15 protein-coding genes are annotated in these 15,581 nt (G+C 71.0%); 6 read left to right on the forward strand and 9 right to left on the reverse strand.

Annotation, left to right across the window (positions count from 1 at the left end; genetic code table 11):
- Positions 1–58: 58 nt before the first annotated feature.
- Entirely contained in the window at positions 59–1,375 is a 1,317-nt protein-coding gene (locus tag AC6RUA_RS04450) for an FAD-dependent oxidoreductase (RefSeq protein WP_499814736.1), read from the reverse strand.
- Between the two features lie 182 nt (positions 1,376–1,557).
- Between AC6RUA_RS04450 and glpK the strand changes: the two genes are divergently transcribed.
- The gene (gene glpK, locus AC6RUA_RS04455) at positions 1,558–3,093 is read left to right on the forward strand and encodes a glycerol kinase GlpK (protein ID WP_499814737.1); all 1,536 of its coding nucleotides are present in this window, start codon (positions 1,558–1,560) and stop codon (positions 3,091–3,093) included.
- A 23-nt stretch (positions 3,094–3,116) separates the two neighbouring features.
- Here glpK and AC6RUA_RS04460 read toward each other — a convergent pair whose 3' ends face one another.
- The 3 genes from AC6RUA_RS04460 to AC6RUA_RS04470 all read right to left on the reverse strand — a co-directional run bounded on the left by AC6RUA_RS04460 (position 3,117) and on the right by AC6RUA_RS04470 (position 5,059).
- Positions 3,117–3,491: an arsenate-mycothiol transferase ArsC gene (locus tag AC6RUA_RS04460; RefSeq protein WP_499815397.1), complete on the reverse strand. Its 375-nt coding sequence runs from the start codon at positions 3,489–3,491 to the stop codon at positions 3,117–3,119.
- 70 nt (positions 3,492–3,561) lie between these two features.
- Complete coding sequence (gene arsB / locus AC6RUA_RS04465) at positions 3,562–4,659, reverse strand: ACR3 family arsenite efflux transporter (protein WP_499814738.1); 1,098 nt, start codon at positions 4,657–4,659, stop codon at positions 3,562–3,564.
- On the reverse strand, positions 4,652–5,059 hold the full coding sequence (locus tag AC6RUA_RS04470; RefSeq protein ID WP_499814739.1) for an ArsR/SmtB family transcription factor: 408 nt from the start codon (positions 5,057–5,059) through the stop codon (positions 4,652–4,654). Before AC6RUA_RS04470 ends, arsB begins: the two co-directional genes overlap by 8 nt.
- 81 nt (positions 5,060–5,140) lie before the next feature.
- On the opposite strand from AC6RUA_RS04470, the gene AC6RUA_RS04475 reads away from it, so the two are divergent.
- The gene (locus AC6RUA_RS04475) at positions 5,141–5,944 is read left to right on the forward strand and encodes a class I SAM-dependent methyltransferase (protein ID WP_499814740.1); all 804 of its coding nucleotides are present in this window, start codon (positions 5,141–5,143) and stop codon (positions 5,942–5,944) included.
- Between the two features lie 113 nt (positions 5,945–6,057).
- Here the strand turns inward: AC6RUA_RS04475 and AC6RUA_RS04480 are convergent, their stop codons facing one another.
- The 3 genes from AC6RUA_RS04480 to ileS all read right to left on the reverse strand — a co-directional run bounded on the left by AC6RUA_RS04480 (position 6,058) and on the right by ileS (position 10,606).
- Positions 6,058–6,663, reverse strand: coding sequence for a DUF2238 domain-containing protein (locus AC6RUA_RS04480; protein ID WP_499814741.1), 606 nt, complete (start codon positions 6,661–6,663; stop codon positions 6,058–6,060).
- Positions 6,660–7,247 carry a hypothetical protein gene (locus AC6RUA_RS04485; protein ID WP_499814742.1) on the reverse strand — a complete coding sequence of 196 codons (588 nt, stop codon included), beginning with the start codon at positions 7,245–7,247 and terminating at the stop codon, positions 6,660–6,662. Before AC6RUA_RS04485 ends, AC6RUA_RS04480 begins: the two co-directional genes overlap by 4 nt.
- Before the next feature lie 173 nt (positions 7,248–7,420).
- Positions 7,421–10,606 carry an isoleucine--tRNA ligase gene (gene ileS / locus AC6RUA_RS04490; RefSeq protein ID WP_499814743.1) on the reverse strand — a complete coding sequence of 1,062 codons (3,186 nt, stop codon included), beginning with the start codon at positions 10,604–10,606 and terminating at the stop codon, positions 7,421–7,423.
- 333 nt (positions 10,607–10,939) lie between these two features.
- Here ileS and AC6RUA_RS04495 point away from each other — a divergent pair, with 333 nt between their 5' ends.
- The 3 genes from AC6RUA_RS04495 (at position 10,940) to AC6RUA_RS04505 (ending at position 13,849) form a co-directional block, all read left to right on the forward strand.
- Positions 10,940–11,149, forward strand: coding sequence for a hypothetical protein (locus tag AC6RUA_RS04495; RefSeq protein WP_499814744.1), 210 nt, complete (start codon positions 10,940–10,942; stop codon positions 11,147–11,149).
- Between the two features lie 183 nt (positions 11,150–11,332).
- Entirely contained in the window at positions 11,333–11,500 is a 168-nt protein-coding gene (locus AC6RUA_RS04500) for a hypothetical protein (protein ID WP_499814745.1), read from the forward strand.
- Positions 11,501–11,575: 75 nt separating this feature from the next.
- Positions 11,576–13,849 (forward strand): AAA family ATPase, encoded by a 2,274-nt coding sequence (locus AC6RUA_RS04505; protein WP_499814746.1) that lies wholly within the window; start codon positions 11,576–11,578, stop codon positions 13,847–13,849.
- A 10-nt stretch (positions 13,850–13,859) separates the two neighbouring features.
- Here AC6RUA_RS04505 and AC6RUA_RS04510 read toward each other — a convergent pair whose 3' ends face one another.
- On the reverse strand, positions 13,860–14,597 hold the full coding sequence (locus AC6RUA_RS04510) for a class I SAM-dependent methyltransferase (RefSeq protein ID WP_499814747.1): 738 nt from the start codon (positions 14,595–14,597) through the stop codon (positions 13,860–13,862).
- A 110-nt stretch (positions 14,598–14,707) separates the two neighbouring features.
- On the opposite strand from AC6RUA_RS04510, the gene AC6RUA_RS04515 reads away from it, so the two are divergent.
- Entirely contained in the window at positions 14,708–15,100 is a 393-nt protein-coding gene (locus tag AC6RUA_RS04515; RefSeq protein ID WP_499814748.1) for a DUF7522 family protein, read from the forward strand.
- Between the two features lie 54 nt (positions 15,101–15,154).
- On the opposite strand, the gene AC6RUA_RS04520 is transcribed toward AC6RUA_RS04515, so the two are convergent.
- On the reverse strand, positions 15,155–15,514 hold the full coding sequence (locus tag AC6RUA_RS04520; protein WP_499814749.1) for a group I truncated hemoglobin: 360 nt from the start codon (positions 15,512–15,514) through the stop codon (positions 15,155–15,157).
- Positions 15,515–15,581 lie beyond the last annotated feature (67 nt).

Consider the following 15,581-nt stretch of genomic DNA (forward strand, 5'->3'; position numbering starts at 1 on the left):
TCCGGACGGACGGGCCAAAGCGTCGTCGGTCCGGTTCGCCGACTCACTCGCTCTTGGGTCACTCGCCGACCACGTCCGCGTCGGCGGGCGAGCGGGCGTCGAACTCGCGGACGAACCCGTCGACGGTCTCGGGGTCTCCACGGCCGACGAGCGGGACCCCGGCCGTCCGGCAGTCGGCGTCGACGCCGAGGCGGTCGCAGACCCGGTCGGCGACGGCTTCGGCCATCGCCCGGTGGGTGGTGAGCTTCCCGCCGACGACGGAGTGGAACCCGTCGACGCCGTCGCGGGCGTGGTCGAGCAGCGCGAAGTCGCGCGAGATGCCGCGCGCCTCCCCGGTCGCGCCGCCGGCCGCGTCGTCACCCGACTCGGTCGACGCGCCAGCGGCGGCGGAGTCGGTGCGCGCCGCCGCGGCCTCGGCCGCCTGCGCCGCTCGCCGTCGCTCGTCGGGGTCGTACAGCGGGCGGACCCCCCAGTACGTCGACTCGACGGTCGCGTCCGCGAACGCGGGCACCATCTCCGCGCACTCCGCGACGACCCGCTCGACCTCCCACTCCTCGCGCGGGTAGTCGTCCGGGTCGTCGACGGCGACGCTCGTCGTCCCGAGCACCGCCCGGCCGCGGTGCGGGACGGCGATGTCGCCGTCCGCGGGGTCGCGACACCGGTTCAGGACGGGGCCGAGTCCGTCGTAGGCGACGTCGACCATGACCCCTTTCGTCGGGCGCATCCGCACGTCGACGCCCGCGAGCGCGGCGCACTCGCCGGCCCACGCGCCCGCCGCGTTCACCACCACGTCGGCCGTCACGCGGTCGCCGGCCACGGTCGCGCCGGTCACCCGTCCGTCGTCGACGTGAACGTCCTCGACGGGCGCGTGCGTCCGAATCTCCGCGCCGTGTTCGCGGGCGTCGGCCGCCGTGGTCGCGACCAGCCGCGAGGGGTAGACGACGCCGTCGGGGACGCGCATGGCCCGGACGAGGCCGTCGGTCAGCCCCGGCACGTCCGCGCGGGCCGCGGCGGGCGACACCTCCTCGACGTCGATACCGACGTCGCGGGCGGCCGCGAGCTTCCGGTCGAAGTAGTCGCCGTCGTCGCCGTCGAGCGAGAGGAAGTAGCCGCCCGTGTCGGCGACGCAGACGCCAGCGACGTCCCGGAGGACGCGGTTCTCCTCGATGCACTCTTCGGCTCCGGCGGGGTCGTTCTCGGCGTAGCGCACGCCCGAGTGGAGCACCCCCTGCGACCGGCCCGTCGTCCCCGCCGAGAGGCCGCCCCGCTCCGCGAGCACCACGTCGACCCCGCGCATCGACAGGTCGCGTGCGACGCCGGCGCCGGTGGCGCCGCCGCCGACCACCAGTACCTCGGTCTCGGCGCTCGGACTCATACGCGCGGTTGCGTCGCCGGCGGTTTGACCGTGTCGTCACGCGCACGAACCGACGGGACCGGCGGGTGGGGCGTCGGCGACCCGAACGACCGGACGAGCGCCGGAATCGCGGGAGTCGGGAACGCTTAACAGAGCGCCGCGCGCACACCCCGTCGAGGGTCACCCGCGGTGACCGGGAGAACATGACCGAAGACACCTACGTCGGCGCGGTAGACCAGGGGACGACCGGAACCCGCTTCATGGTGTTCGACCACGGCGGCCGGGTCGTCGCCAGCGCCTACGAGACGCACGAACAGCACTACCCCGAGCCGGGGTGGGTCGAACACGACGCGACCGAAATCTGGCGGAACACCGAGCGGGTGATACGCGGCGCGCTCGACGACGCCGGTATCGACGCCGAGCAGTTGGCGGCCCTGGGCGTCGCCAACCAGCGCGAGACGACCGTCGCGTGGGACGCGGAGACGGGCGACCCGGTCCACGAGGCCGTCGTCTGGCAGGACCGCCGGACGACCGAACGTATCGAGGAACTGGAGGCGGCCGGCCGGGTCGACGAGATACGCGCGACGACGGGACTCAAGCCGGACGCGTACTTCGCCGCGACGAAGGCCGAGTGGCTGTTCGACAACGCGGGCGGGGGAGACGGGGGCCTCCGGGAGCGCGCGGCGGCCGGGGAGGTGCTGGTGGGCACCGTCGACTCGTGGCTGGTGTACAACCTCACCGGCGGCGAGGCGCACGTCACCGACGTCACGAACGCCTCGCGGACGATGCTGTACGACATCCACGAGGGCGCGTGGGACGACGACCTGCTCGCGGAGTTCGGCGTCCCCCGGGCGTGTCTCCCGGAGGTGCGCCCGTCGAGCGACGAGGAGGCGTACGGCCACACGGACGCGGACGGCGTGTTCGGCGCGTCGGTTCCGGTCACGGGCGCGCTGGGCGACCAGCAGGCCGCGCTGTTCGGCCAGACCTGCTTCGACGCGGGCGACGCCAAGACGACCTACGGCACCGGGTCGTTCGTCCTGATGAACACGGGGAGCGAGGCCGTCGAGAGCGAACACGGCCTGCTCACCACCGTCGCGTTCCAGCGGTCGGGCGAGGCGGTGCAGTACGCGCTGGAGGGCTCCATCTTCGTCACCGGCGCGGCCGTCGAGTGGCTGGAGGACCTCACGCTCGTCGACGACGCGGCCGAGACCGAGCGGCTGGCGCGGTCGGTCGACTCGACGGACGGGGTCTACCTCGTCCCGGCGTTCACGGGCCTGGGCGCGCCCCACTGGGACCAGCGGGCGCGCGGCGCGGTGCTCGGCATCACGCGGGGGACGCGCCGCGAGCACCTCGTCCGCGCGACGCTCGAGGCCATCACGTTCCAGACGCGCGACGTGACCGACGCGATGGAGGCCGACGCCGGCATCGAGTTGGCGACGCTGCGCGCCGACGGCGGCGCGGTGCGCAACGACTTCCTCTGTGAGATGCAGGCGGACGTGCTCGGCACGGACATCGTCCGGCCCGCCGTCGACGAGACGACGGCGCTCGGGGCGGCGTACGCCGCCGGCCTCGCGGTGGGCTACTGGGCGGACGTCGACTCGCTGCGCGCGAACTGGCGCGTCGACCGGCGGTTCGAGGCGGACCCCGCGGCCGACGTCGAGGCACGGTACGACCGCTGGGGCGAGGCGGTCGAACGGGCGAAGGGGTGGGCGCGCGAGGACGACGACTCGGCGGAGTGACCACGGCCGAGCGACCCGGCCGTCTACGCGAGGGCGGCCTCGAGTTCGTCGAACAGGTCCCGGACGCGCCGCGCGACGTCGTCGCGGACGGCCGCCACCTCGCCGGGCGACTTCCCGTCCGGGTCGTCGAGGGCCCAGTCGCGGCTCTCGCCGGTCCACGTGGCCGGGCAGATGCCGTCCGCCGAACAGCCCATCGTCACGACGTAGTCCGACTCGCTGAGTTCCGCCTGCGTGACTTCGCGGGGCGTCCGGCCCGAGACGTCGAACCCGGCGTCGGCCATCGCCTCGACGACCTCCTCGTGGACGTGGTCCGCCGGCATCGTCCCGCCGGTCAGGAGTTCGACCCGGTCGCCGAGTTCCCGGCGGTCGCGTTCGCGCTCTGCGAACGCGTACGCCATCTGCGAGCGGCCGGCGTTCTGGACGCAGACGAACGCGACCCGGAGCGGGTCGTCGTCCTCGTCGCCGCGCTCAGTCGGAGTAGGCAACGCCGCTCACCCCCTCGGCGTCCGGGAACAGTCGGCCGCGCGTCGCCAGCGCTACCCGGACGAGCGCGAGCATCACCGGCACCTCGATGAGCGGGCCGACGACCGTCGCCAGCGCGGCGTCGCTCGCGATGCCGAACACGGCGACGGCGACGGCGATGGCGAGTTCGAAGTTGTTCGACGACGCGGTGAACGCGACGCTGATGGCCTCGGTGTAGCTGAAGCCCAGCGCCGCCGACGCACCGTACGCGAGCGCCCACATCCCCGCGAAGAAGACGAACAGCGGGGCCGCGATGAGCGCGATTTCCCCCGGGTTGGTCAGGATGTACTCCCCCTTCAGCGCGAACATCACGACGATGGTGAACAGCAGTCCGAGCAGCCCGAGCGGGGAGATGCGGGGGACGATTCGCTCGTAGTACGCCGCCTCGCCGACCGTCCGGAACGCGACCCGCTGGGTGAGGTAGCCGAGGACGAGCGGCAGTCCCAGGAAGAGCAGTACCGTCACCGCGATGAGCCGGACGCTCACGTCGACGGCCGTCCCGCGCATCAGGGTGAGAAAGAGGAACGCGTACGGGACGAACAGCGCTATCTGGAGCAGGCTGTTGACACCGACGCAGACCGCACACAGTTCTTGATTCCCGGCCGCGAGTTCGTTCCAGACGAGCACCATCGCGATACACGGCGCGATACCGACGATGATGAGACCCGTGACGTACCCCGGGTGCCCGCCGAGGAACAGGACGGCCAGCCCGTACATGACGAACGGCGCGACCAGCCAGTTGAACCCGAGGGTGAGCGCGATTTCCCGCCGGGCGGTCCGCGTGACGCGCGGGATGCGGTCGTAGTCGATCTCGGCCATGATGGGGTATATCATCACGAACAGGCCGACGGCGATGGGGAGGCTCGTCCCGTTGACCGTCACCGCGTTCAGCGCGTCCGCGACGCCCGGGACGGCGTACCCCAGACCGACGCCGAGCGCCATCGCGAGCGCGATCCAGAGCGTGAGGTACCGGTCGAGGACGCCGAGGTCCGCGCCGGACGCGTTGGTCCCGTCGGTGCTCTCGGAGCCGACCGCCTCACTCATCCACGGTCCCCCGGGTCGAATCGAGCGCGGACAGCAGGGCGTCGGTCCGCGCGGTGGCGGCGTAGTAGCGCCACTTCCCCTCCTTCCGGCGCGACGCGAGTCCCGCGTCGGTCAGGTCGGACAGCGCGTGGCTCACCGCCGACTCGCTCACGTCCACCAGCGGCGCGAGTTCGCAGACGCAGAGGTCGCCGTCCGCCGCCGCGAGCAGGCGGGCGAGGGTGTAGCGCGTGTCGTTCCCGAGCGCCGACAGCGCGCGGGTGTCCGCCGCCAGCGCGCCGCCCGCGCCGGCGCGGGCGGCGAGCGCGTCCAACTCCGCGAGCCTCTCGTCCACGTCGCCCGCACAGCACTCGCCCACCTCGTCGGCGATGAGCCGCTCCAGTCGCTGGGTCGATGATGCCATACTCGAACGATTGCAAAGTCGTTCAGATAAGTCCGTCGAGTCGACCGACAGGGCGAAGGCCGTCGCACGGGAGGCACGAGCGTGGCCCGCTACTACTTCGGGGTGTACCACTGGCGGCGGCGCGGCCGGCGCATCGCCGTCGGCGTCGCCGCCGCGCTGGCTGGACTGGTCGCCGGGACGGTCCTCGCCACGCGGCCCGCGTTCGTCGCCGGACTGGTCGCGGTGTTCGCCGGTCTCTGGTACGCCCAGCCCGCGTTGAAGCGGCTGTTCGTCCCCGCGCCGTGGCAGCCGGACGCGTGGAAGTACGCGCCGCTCCGGCACGCGATGGACCTGCGCGACGCCGACCGCTGGCTGGACGTCGGCTGTGGAACCGGCCGCTCGCTCGTCGGACTGGCGCTGTCGGGCGAGGGGCGGGTCGACGCGGAGTGGCCAGGCGACGTCCCGGAGGAGAGCGGCGGGGTCGAGTCGCTCGCGGGCACGCGCGTCACGGCCCTCGACACGTTCGACGCGCGGGTCATTCTGGGCAACGGCGCGCGCCTCGCCGAGCGGAACGCCGCGGCCGCCGGTCTCGACGCGGCGGCCGTTCGCGGCGACGCGGGACGCCTGCCGGTCCGCGACGGCACCCAGGACGCGGTGACGGCGTGTCGCGTCCTCCACGACCTGCCGCGCGGGACGGCCGAGCGCGCGGTCGGGGAGGCCCGGCGGGTGCTCGCCGACGGCGGGGAGTTCGGCGTACTCGAACTGGCCGCGACGCACGAGCGGACGGACGACCCGCTCGGCTACTGGGAGGCGATGCTCGAGGGCGGCGGGTTCGAGGTGACAGTCAGCGGCGAGGTGAGCCGGGGCGGGTCGCGGTACTTCTACCTCGTCGCCACGTCGGCGTAGCCGTTCGGACGAGGCGTGCGTCCCCACGCGCCGTGACGACGTCGCGTCGTTCTACGTCCGAGGCCCGGAGGTCGTCGTCGTTCGGCGGGGTCACGGCGACGGCCGGTCGGGGGTCAACTCGACCGGACGAACCGGCCGAAGAACGCGACGAGTCCGCCGACGTACCCGGTTCCCCAGACGGCGACGACCACCGCGCCGACCGCGTTGAAGACGAAGTCGGTGACGATGTCGTCGACCCCGTAGACGGGGATCAGTCCGCCGAGGGCGAACTCCACGACCTCCCAGAGGACGCCCGCCGCCAGGACGAACACCACGATGAACACCGGGTAGAACTCCGACGGCGCGTCGACGTCCGCGGAGTGACGTTCCAGCGCCCGGAACGACGCGTACCCGACACCGGCGACGATGGTCGCCGAAACCGAGTGGGTCACCTCGTCGTACCACTGGTACCGGTCGTACACCCCGAGCGAACCGACGGTGTGGAGCAGCATGGCGACGGCGAGCCAGAGGACGAGACCGGCGTCCATCGAGTACCCGTACTCGCGCCGGAACAGCGCCGGGAGGAGCGTCACGGCGAGCGCGATACCCGCCGTCGCGGCCACCGCCGTCCGTCTCGTCGCCAGCCCGAAGACTATCAACCCGAGCAGTACCAGTTGGAGGAGTCGCGCGACGAGTCGCTCCTGGGAGTCCGACGCTCCCAGCGCGTCGCCGAGCGTCATCGCGTCCTCGTCCGGCCGGTCGGCCGGTCGGCTGCTCCCTCGGTCTCGACTCTCGCGAAGTACCAGTAGAAGACCCCGCCCAGTGCGAATCCGACGACGGTGACGATGACGATGTCCTCCTGGAGTTCGGTCTGCGTGCGCAGGAACGCCGTCCCGACGAGGGCGTCCGAGGCGAACTGGGCGACGACCCAGAGCGCCTCGACCGCCATGGTCGTCATGACCCCGAAGACGACGGCGAACCGGCGGCTCAGTTCGACGGGAGTGAACAGGTCGATCTCGACGGCGACCACGAACGCGAGCGCCGCGACGGCGAGGAACCCGGCGGTCTCGGTGTAAAACTCGAACGCCCGGGCGACCACGGCGGCGGCGGCGACGGCCAGGAGCGGCCACGGGACGACCGCCCTCCAGTCGCGGGTCGCCAGCGCCGGGAGAGACGCCGCGGCCGCGAGGAACAGCGAGAACCCACCCCACAGGAGTGCGCGCGTGAGAAGGCTCTCGACGGCACTCAGCGCGACGATTCCGACCATCGCCCACCCGAGGACGGCGTTGCCTCGTTCACCATCGACGAATTCCGCGAACACCACTGTCCCGTACTCCAGTTCGGAACTTTAAGACTCGTACTCGTCTCGGGTCGGGTGGACGCTCGCAGTCGGGACGAGCAGTCCGAACGGGAGCGGCCGACGCGGTCGGGAGGGGGTCGAGACCGGGCGCGCGCCACGGTCGTCGGTCCGGGCGTCCCGACGGCGCGCCCGGTCGCTCAGTCGTCGACGGTCTGTTCGGGCGAGGCGCGCGCGACGCCGATGGTGACGCCCACGCCCTCCACGTCCCACTCCTCGACGAGGTCGAACTGGGGGGCGTCGGGGTCGAACTCGTCGGTGTCGAAGTCCGCCGCCCGCGTCTCCTCGGCGATGTACGCGCGGTGTTCCTCGACGAATCCGGCGACCCGTTCGTCGGCGGCGTCGACCGAGACGCGGATGGCCTCGTCCACCTCCAGGTCGAGGTCCTTGCGCATCTCCTGGATGCGCCGCACCACGTCCCGGGCGTACCCCTCGGACTCGATGGCTTCCGTGAGTTCGGTGTCGACGTACACCGTCCCACCCTCGAACTCGGCGCTCACGATGCCCTCGGGGGCCTGCGAGTGGAACGACACCATCTCGTCGTCGAGTTCGTACTCGTCGCCGCCGACGGTGACGTAGAGGCTGCCGTCCGTCTCCAGTTCCGAACGGACCGCGCCCTCGACGGCGGCCATCACCTGCTGGGCGTCCGCGCCGAACGCCGGCCCGAGCTTCGACATCTCGGGTTCGGCGACTTCGACCAGTTCGCCGTACGAGTCGGTCACCTCGACGCTCTGTGCGTTCACGCGCTCCCCGAGCAGGCCGGCGAGGTGCTCGACCGACTCGCGGACCGCCGGGTCGTCGCTCTCGACGACGACGCGCGTGACGGGCCATCGAAGCTTCCGCTGGGCGCGCTGTCGCGCGTTCGCGGCCGTCTCCTCCACGCTCCGGAGGACGGCCATGTCGCGTTCGAGGTCCCCGTCGCGGAGCGTCTCGTCCACCGCGGGCACCGGGAGTTCGTGGACCGTCGTCGCCTCCCCGTCGAGGTGCTGGTACATCCGCTCGGTGAGGTACGGTGCGTACGGCGCGAGCAGGCGCGTCACCTCGTCGAGCAGGAACGACACCGTGGCGTACGCGCCCCGCTTGCTCGCGGAGTCCTCGTCCTCCCACATCCGCTCGCGGATGGCCTTCACGTAGAAGCGCGACACGTCGCCGGTGACGAAGTCGAGCAGGGCGTTCAGCGCGTCGTCGACGCGGTAGTCGTCCCACGCCTCGCTCATCTCGGCTTTCACGCTCTGGAGCCGCGAGAGCACCCACTCGTCGACGACCGACAGGTCGCCGTCCGAGAGGTCCGCCGTGGCGGGGTCGTAGCCGTCGAGGCGCATGTACGGCAGCGGGAAGCGGAAGACGTTCCAGAGGATGTTGAGCGTCGACTGCATCTCGTGGAGGCCGGCCCACTCGAACGCGAGGTCCTGTCCCTGCTGTTCGTGGCTCAACAGGTAACACCGCAGCGGGTCGCGGCCCACCTCCTCGATGGCTTCTTGCGGTGTGACGATGTTGCCCCGGGACTTGCTCATCTTGGTGCCGTCGCCGAGCGTGGTGAACCCGTGCATCAGCACCTCGTCGTAGGGGACCTCACCGAGCGCCGCCGTCCCCATCCCGAGTTGCGACCAGAACCAGCCGCGCGTCTGGTCGTGCGCCTCGATGATGAGGTCGGCGGGCCACAGGCGCTCGAACGCCTCCTCGTCGCCGGGGTAGCCGATGGTGCCGAGGCTCGCCACGGAGGAGTCGAACCAGACGTCGAACACGTCCGGCACGCGCTCGTAGGTGGCCCCGCCCTCGGTGATGGTCAGGTCGTCCACGGAGGGGCGGTGGAGGTCGATGGTCTCGGGGTCGACGTCCTGGTCGACGCGTTCCGCGAGTTCCTCGCGGGTGGCGACGACGACGAGGTCCTCGGCGTCGTAGTTCTCGGCGTCCTCGGGGACCCAGATGGGGAGCGGGATGCCCCAGTAGCGCTGTCTGGAGATGTTCCAGTCGGGCGCGTCCTCGACGAAGTTGCGGAAGCGGCCGTCGCGCGCGCCCGGCGGGTGCCACTCGCTGTCGTCGATGTTGTCGAGCAACTCCTCCTTGATGTCGGTGATGCGGATGAACCACTGGTCGGTCGCGAGGAAGACGATGTCCGTGTCGCACCGCCAGCACTGGCCGTAGCGGTGGCGGTGGGTGCCGGACGCGAGCAGCAGTCCCTTCGCGTCCAAGTCCGCGACGATGTCGTCGTTCGCGTCGCGGACGAACTGCCCCGCGTACTTGCCGCCCGCCTCGGTGTAGACGCCATCGCCACCGACGGGGCAGAACACGTCGAGGCCGAGTTCCCGCCCGCGCTCGAAGTCCTCCTGCCCGTGACCGGGCGCGGAGTGGACGAGGCCGGTGCGGTCCGCCTCGACGTAGTCGGCGGTGTACACCTGCCCGGCACCCTCGAAGTCGGCGTGGTCGGGCACCTCCTCGGCGAGCGGGTGGTCGTACTCCCAGCCGACGAGGTCCTCGCCCGAGAACTCCGCGAGCACCTCGTAGTCGTCGTACCGGCCCTCTTTGAGGGCGCTCTCGACGCACCGTTCGGCGAGGTAGAGCACTTCCGACTCGCCGTCCCTCGTCGCGCGGACCTGCTGGTAGGTGAGGTCGGGCGAGACGGCGACGAACGCGTTCGCCGGGACGGTCCACGGGGTCGTCGTCCAGACGACCAGACTCCCCTCGCGGTCCGCGAGGGGGAACTTCACGTAGATGCTGGGCGACTCGATCTCGTGGTACTCCACCTCGTTGTCCGCGATGGCGGTCTCACACCGGGGACACTGCGAGATGGCGCGCTTGCCCTGTTCGACCAGCCCGCGGTCGTGGACGCGCGAGAGCGCCCACCACGCCGCCTCCATGTACTCCGGCGAGACGGTGCGGTAGGGGTCCTCCCAGTCCATCCAGACGCCGATGGACTGGAAGTCCTCGTCCATGTTCCCCCGGTTGCGCTCGGCGAACTCCCGGCACTCCTCGATGAACGCCTCCATCCCGAACGCCTCGATGTCGCGCTTGGTCTCGAAGCCGAGTTCCTGCTCGACTTTCGTCTCGATGGGGAGCCCGTGCATGTCGTACCCCGGCCGGTCCGTGACGTCGTACCCCTCCATCCGCGTCCGGCGGATGACCGCGTCCTTCAGCGTCTTGTTCCACGCCGTCCCGAGGTGCATCTGGCCCGTCGTGTACGGCGGCCCGTCGACGAAGAAGAAGGAGGGGTCGTCGGCGTGCGCCGCCTTCGCCGCCTCGTAGGCGTCCGTCTCGTCCCAGCGCTCCGCGACGGCGGACTCCACCGCCTCCGGGGCGTACTGGTCCGAGACCTCCTGGTCGTCCATATCGGGGGAAATCCCCGCGCGTACATCAAGTCGGTGGTCTGGCAGGGCGTGTGTCGGACGGGGGACCCCACGCGGCGGGACACCGGCCTCCGCCGCGACTGTCGGATATCGACGAGGCGAGGTCCCGGATGGATTCGGGGGTCGCCGCTCGCCCGCCACGTCGAAGCGAACGAACCCGACCGCCCCACGGTGACCAACGACGGAGGCGAGCGGATTGCCCCGGGAAGGACGTCCCTACCCCACCGGGAAGGACGGCGAGCGTCCGCGTAACCGCCGCCTTATCACGGATACTGTCTGAATACTTAGTACCGACCACGTACGTGTGGCACGGGCATGAGAGTCGCTCGAAAGTCCGGGAAACTCTGGCACTTCGCCGAGATGCCGCACTGCGGCTGGGCGCAGAACTTCGCCAGCGAGGAGTCGTTCGACGAGGAGACGACCGTCTCCTCCGCGAGCGACCTCGACGAGTTCTGCACCGTGTGCCGGAAACGACGGCGAGCGTTCGGGTGGGGAGAGGGAGGGAACGAGGGCCAGACCGGGTGAGCCACACCGGGGCGTAACGCGGGCGTCGAACTGGGTCGAAGACGGGGGAGAACCGTCGATGCGAACCGCCGCCGCCCTTCGGTCGCAGGCGGGTCGACGGGAAGCATCGATAATCCGTCTAGTCCCGTGTGTCTCTGCATCGAGTAAAATACTTATTGGATACCACGTAGAACCGTCGTAGGGATGAGAGTCGCACGGAAATCGGGCGGGACCTGGCACTTCGCCGAGCCGCCACACTGCAGGTGGGCGCGGACGTTCGTCAGCGAGCGGTCGTTCGAGGCGGAGATGACGGTGCCCTCGGTCGACGGAATCGACGAGTTCTGCTCGCTGTGTCGCGAGCAGCGCCGTTGAGACGGCCGGGAGGCGAGGAGGCGTCGTCCGCTCGCGGTGGAAAGCGGTAAGCCTCCCGCCTCCAAAGCCGCCGACATGAGTAGAGACGGCATCGAGTTGACCGTCCGGGGCGCGGCCAAACGGGACGCCGGCCGGGGAATCGCTCGTCTCCCCGAGCGGGCGATGAGCGCGCTAGGGGTGCTGTCGGGCGAGACGGTTCGCATCAGCGGCGAGCGCGACACCGTGGCGAAGGTCTGGCCGGCGGGGACGGGTTCCGAACCGGGCGAACTCCGCGTCGACGCCGAGACGCGCGCCAACGCCGGCGTGAAGATCGGCGAGACGGTTCGGGTCACCAAGGAACAGGTCGAGGACGCCGAGCGCGTGACGCTCAGGGCACCGGAAGCGCTCGACTCGGTCGACATCGACGCGGAGACGCTGGCGCGGGCGGCCAAACGCGACCTCGACGGCCGACCGGTCCGCGTCGACGAACAGGTCCGCCTCCCGCACCTCGGAGGCAACGTGTTCGTGGTCACGGCGACGCTCCCGGAGGGGTCGGTCCGCGTGACCGACGAGACGGACGTGACCGTGGAACGCCGCGGCGCGAGCGACCGGGCGGAGCGGACGGACGACGGCCCGGTGAACATCGACGTGACGAGCGGCGACCGAGGCGGGCGGTCGAGCGATGCGGGCGGCGCGGACGGAACGGACGGGACCGGCTCCGACGCCGAGAGCGGTACCGGCACCGGGGGTGGTGCCCGCTCGGAGCAGGCACCGTCTCAGCCGGTGAGCGGCGTCACCTACGAGGACATCGGCGGGCTGGACGAGGAACTCGACCTGGTGCGCGAGACCATCGAACTCCCGCTGGCGGAACCCGAGGTGTTCACCCGCCTCGGCATCGACCCGCCGAAAGGGGTCTTGCTGCACGGCCCGCCCGGGACGGGCAAGACGCTCATCGCCAAGGCCGTCGCCAACGAGGTGGACGCGACGTTCATCTCGGTGTCCGGTCCCGAGATAACCTCGAAGTACAAGGGCGAGAGCGAGGAGCGCCTGCGCGAGATATTCGGGCGGGCCAACGAGGACGCTCCCGCCATCATCTTCTTCGACGAGATCGACTCCATCGCGGGCGAACGCGAGGACGAGGGCGGGATGGAGAACCGCGTCGTCGGACAACTCCTCTCGCTGATGGACGGGCTGGACGCCCGGGAGGACGTGATCGTCATCGGCGCGACCAACCGGGTGGACGCGCTCGACCCCGCGCTCCGGCGCGGTGGCCGGTTCGACCGGGAGATCGAGATCGGCGTCCCCGGCGAGGCCGGCCGGCGCGAGATACTCGACGTCCACACCCGGCGGATGCCCATCGCCGCCGACGTCGACCTCGACCGCCTCGCCGCGCGGACGTACGGCTTCGTCGGAGCGGACATCGACTCGCTCACCACGGAGGCCGCACTGACCGCGCTCCGGCGCGCGCGCCACGACGACGCGGACGCGGACCTCGGGAGCGTGGAGGTGACGCGCGCCGACTTCGAGGCGGCGATGGCGAGCGTCGAACCCAGCGCGATGCGCGAGTACGTCGCCGAGAAGCCGTCGACCACGTTCGCGGACGTCGGCGGCCTCGACGACGCGAAGGAGGCGCTCGAGCGCGCGGTGACGTGGCCGCTCACCTACGGCCCGCTGTTCGACGCCGCCGACGCCGACCCGCCCACCGGGGTGCTCCTCCACGGTCCGCCCGGGACGGGCAAGACGCTGCTCGCGCGCGCCATCGCCGGCGAGTCGGAGGTGAACTTCATCCAGGTCGCCGGCCCGGAACTGCTCGACCGCTACGTCGGCGAGTCCGAGCGGGCCGTCCGCGAACTGTTCGAGCGCGCCCGGCAGGCCGCCCCGGTCATCGTCTTCTTCGACGAGATAGACGCCATCGCGGGCGACCGCGACTTCGCGGGCGACTCGGGCGTCGGCGAGCGGGTGGTCTCGCAACTGCTCACGGAACTCGACCGGGCCGCCGAGAACCCCAGCCTCGCGGTGCTGGCCGCGACCAACCGGAAGGACGCACTCGACCCCGCGCTGCTGCGCCCCGGTCGCCTCGAGAGCCACGTCGAGGTGCCCGAACCCGACGAGGAGGCGCGCCTCGCCATCCTCCGGGTCCACACGGAGCACAAGCCGCTCGCGGACGACGTGGACCTCGAAGAGGTCGCCGCGCGGACGGCGGGCTACTCGGGCGCGGACCTCACCGCCGTCGCGCGCGACGCCACGATGCGCGCCGTCGAACGCGTCGCTGACGAGTACGGCGAGGCCGCCAACGACCACGCCGACGCGCTCTCGGTGACGATGGCCGACTTCGAGGCGGCGTTGGAGTCGGTCGACCCGAGCGACTGACCGGCCGCGCTCACCCGTCCGCGTCGGTCGTCCCCCCTCGCGCTTTCGTCAACACCGCGTCGTAGTGGTGGTCGTTGCCGTAGCGGATCTCGCTCAGCGTCCACTCGGTGCCGACGCGCGCCCGTTCGAGAACCTCGGGCGAGAACGGCCGGAACAGGAGCGTCTCTCCGCGGTCGCCCTCGTACTCGAAGTGCATCACGCGAAAGCCCAGCCCCGGCTCCGGGTCCGCGCGCGCGCCGAGCAGGTCGCTCACAGCGTCGGCGTCGGGGTCGTAGTTGTCGAGCACCGCCACCGCGTCGTCGGTCGTCACGTGCGCGAGGTCGGCGAGGAACTCCCGGAGGCGGTAGCGCGAGCGGACCAGACCTAGCTGGGTGCCGTGCGCGTACACCGCGGCGAAGCGGTCGCGCTCGAACGTCGCCGGCAGCGCGAACATGTCTCCCAGCACGGCGTCATCGACGCCGCGCTCGCGCATCGCCGTCACGAGGCGCTCGGACACCTCCAGCCCGACGGTCTCGAACCGCTCCTGAAAGTACAGCGTGTCGCGCCCTGCGCCCGCTCCCAGGTCAAGGAGCGGTCCCGACAGGTACCCCTCGAGCCACTCGGTGTACTCGGATTCGGGGTCGCGCTCCTCGAAGTAGAACCGCTCGACGGGGTGTTCGAGTTCCTCCACCCCGTCGACCTGGAGTAACGGTTCCGTCTGCTCGTCGCGGGCGAAATCGAGGATGGCGCGGCCGAACGGGTCGGACATACCTCGACGGTCCGCCCGGCAGATAGTAAATACATCCGAGATGTGCGACCGAGTGACACGGTGAGCGGGTTGCCACCCCTTTCATCAGGCGTCGGTCCGAACGGCGTGCGATGGCCCAGACCGACCTGCTGCCCGACGAGGCGGAGGAGCGACTGACCGCGACGTGCCGGACGACCGTCGGCGACAACCTCCGCTCCGTGACGTACTTCACGCGCAGCGACTTCGAACAGGTGTACCTCCGGGAGGACCTCGAACGGGACGCCGACCTGATGGGGTTCATCGGCACCGAGTGGCAGGACTTCAAGCTGACCACCGACGCGTACCACGGGTCGGAACTCGGCGAGTACCGCTACACGCTCCGCGTGTTCGAGAACGGCTACCTGATTCGGCTCGGCACCGAGGACACCGGCGTGTTCGTCACCACCGACGGCCTCCAACTCCGCGACTTCGACGAACTCGCGCGGGCCGTCGCCGCGACGCTCGAGGAGTGGGAGGGGGACTGAGCGGTCGAGCGGCCGAACGGCCGAGCGGCCGGGGAGGTCCACCCCGAGCGTAGGCTACCGACCGAGGACCGGGGCGCGCAACCTCTCCACCTCCGAGCGGATCGCGTCGACGGCGTCGTTGTCGACACCGTTCTCGCGTAGCGCGGCTTCGAGGTGGGTCACGACCCGGTCGAAGTCGTCGTCGTCGAGATCGAGGTGTGCGTGGGCCTCGCGCATGTCCGCGCCCCCGTACTCGACCGGACCGTCCGCGACCGCGCTGATGAATTGGACCTGATGGGCGCGGAGTTCTGCCATGTCCATCCCCTCGAAGAACCCCGCGAGTCGCTCGTCCGCGAGCACCCGGTCGTAGAAGTCGTCGACCACCGCTACCACCGCTTCGCGTCCGCCGATCTCGGCGTAGATCGATTCGGGCATGGTCTCCTTTGTCATCTCGGGCGGAGCGCCGAATACGCGCTTTCCCGATCCACTGGGGGATTATTTA

It is taken from the genome of Halorarum sp. SLYT50 (genome assembly GCF_059821265.1).

What these genes read in the sequence shown, in the direction of transcription:
- AC6RUA_RS04450 (WP_499814736.1), bottom strand. Translation starts at nt 1,375, where the DNA reads ATGAGTCCGAGCGCCGAGACCGAGGTACTGGTGGTCGGCGGCGGCGCC.
- glpK (WP_499814737.1), top strand. Translation starts at nt 1,558, where the DNA reads ATGACCGAAGACACCTACGTCGGCGCGGTAGACCAGGGGACGACCGGA.
- AC6RUA_RS04460 (WP_499815397.1), bottom strand. Translation starts at nt 3,491, where the DNA reads ATGGCGTACGCGTTCGCAGAGCGCGAACGCGACCGCCGGGAACTCGGC.
- arsB (WP_499814738.1), bottom strand. Translation starts at nt 4,659, where the DNA reads ATGAGTGAGGCGGTCGGCTCCGAGAGCACCGACGGGACCAACGCGTCC.
- AC6RUA_RS04470 (WP_499814739.1), bottom strand. Translation starts at nt 5,059, where the DNA reads ATGGCATCATCGACCCAGCGACTGGAGCGGCTCATCGCCGACGAGGTG.
- AC6RUA_RS04480 (WP_499814741.1), bottom strand. Translation starts at nt 6,663, where the DNA reads ATGACGCTCGGCGACGCGCTGGGAGCGTCGGACTCCCAGGAGCGACTC.
- ileS (WP_499814743.1), bottom strand. Translation starts at nt 10,606, where the DNA reads ATGGACGACCAGGAGGTCTCGGACCAGTACGCCCCGGAGGCGGTGGAG.
- AC6RUA_RS04495 (WP_499814744.1), top strand. Translation starts at nt 10,940, where the DNA reads ATGAGAGTCGCTCGAAAGTCCGGGAAACTCTGGCACTTCGCCGAGATG.
- AC6RUA_RS04500 (WP_499814745.1), top strand. Translation starts at nt 11,333, where the DNA reads ATGAGAGTCGCACGGAAATCGGGCGGGACCTGGCACTTCGCCGAGCCG.
- AC6RUA_RS04505 (WP_499814746.1), top strand. Translation starts at nt 11,576, where the DNA reads ATGAGTAGAGACGGCATCGAGTTGACCGTCCGGGGCGCGGCCAAACGG.
- AC6RUA_RS04510 (WP_499814747.1), bottom strand. Translation starts at nt 14,597, where the DNA reads ATGTCCGACCCGTTCGGCCGCGCCATCCTCGATTTCGCCCGCGACGAG.
- AC6RUA_RS04515 (WP_499814748.1), top strand. Translation starts at nt 14,708, where the DNA reads ATGGCCCAGACCGACCTGCTGCCCGACGAGGCGGAGGAGCGACTGACC.
- AC6RUA_RS04520 (WP_499814749.1), bottom strand. Translation starts at nt 15,514, where the DNA reads ATGCCCGAATCGATCTACGCCGAGATCGGCGGACGCGAAGCGGTGGTA.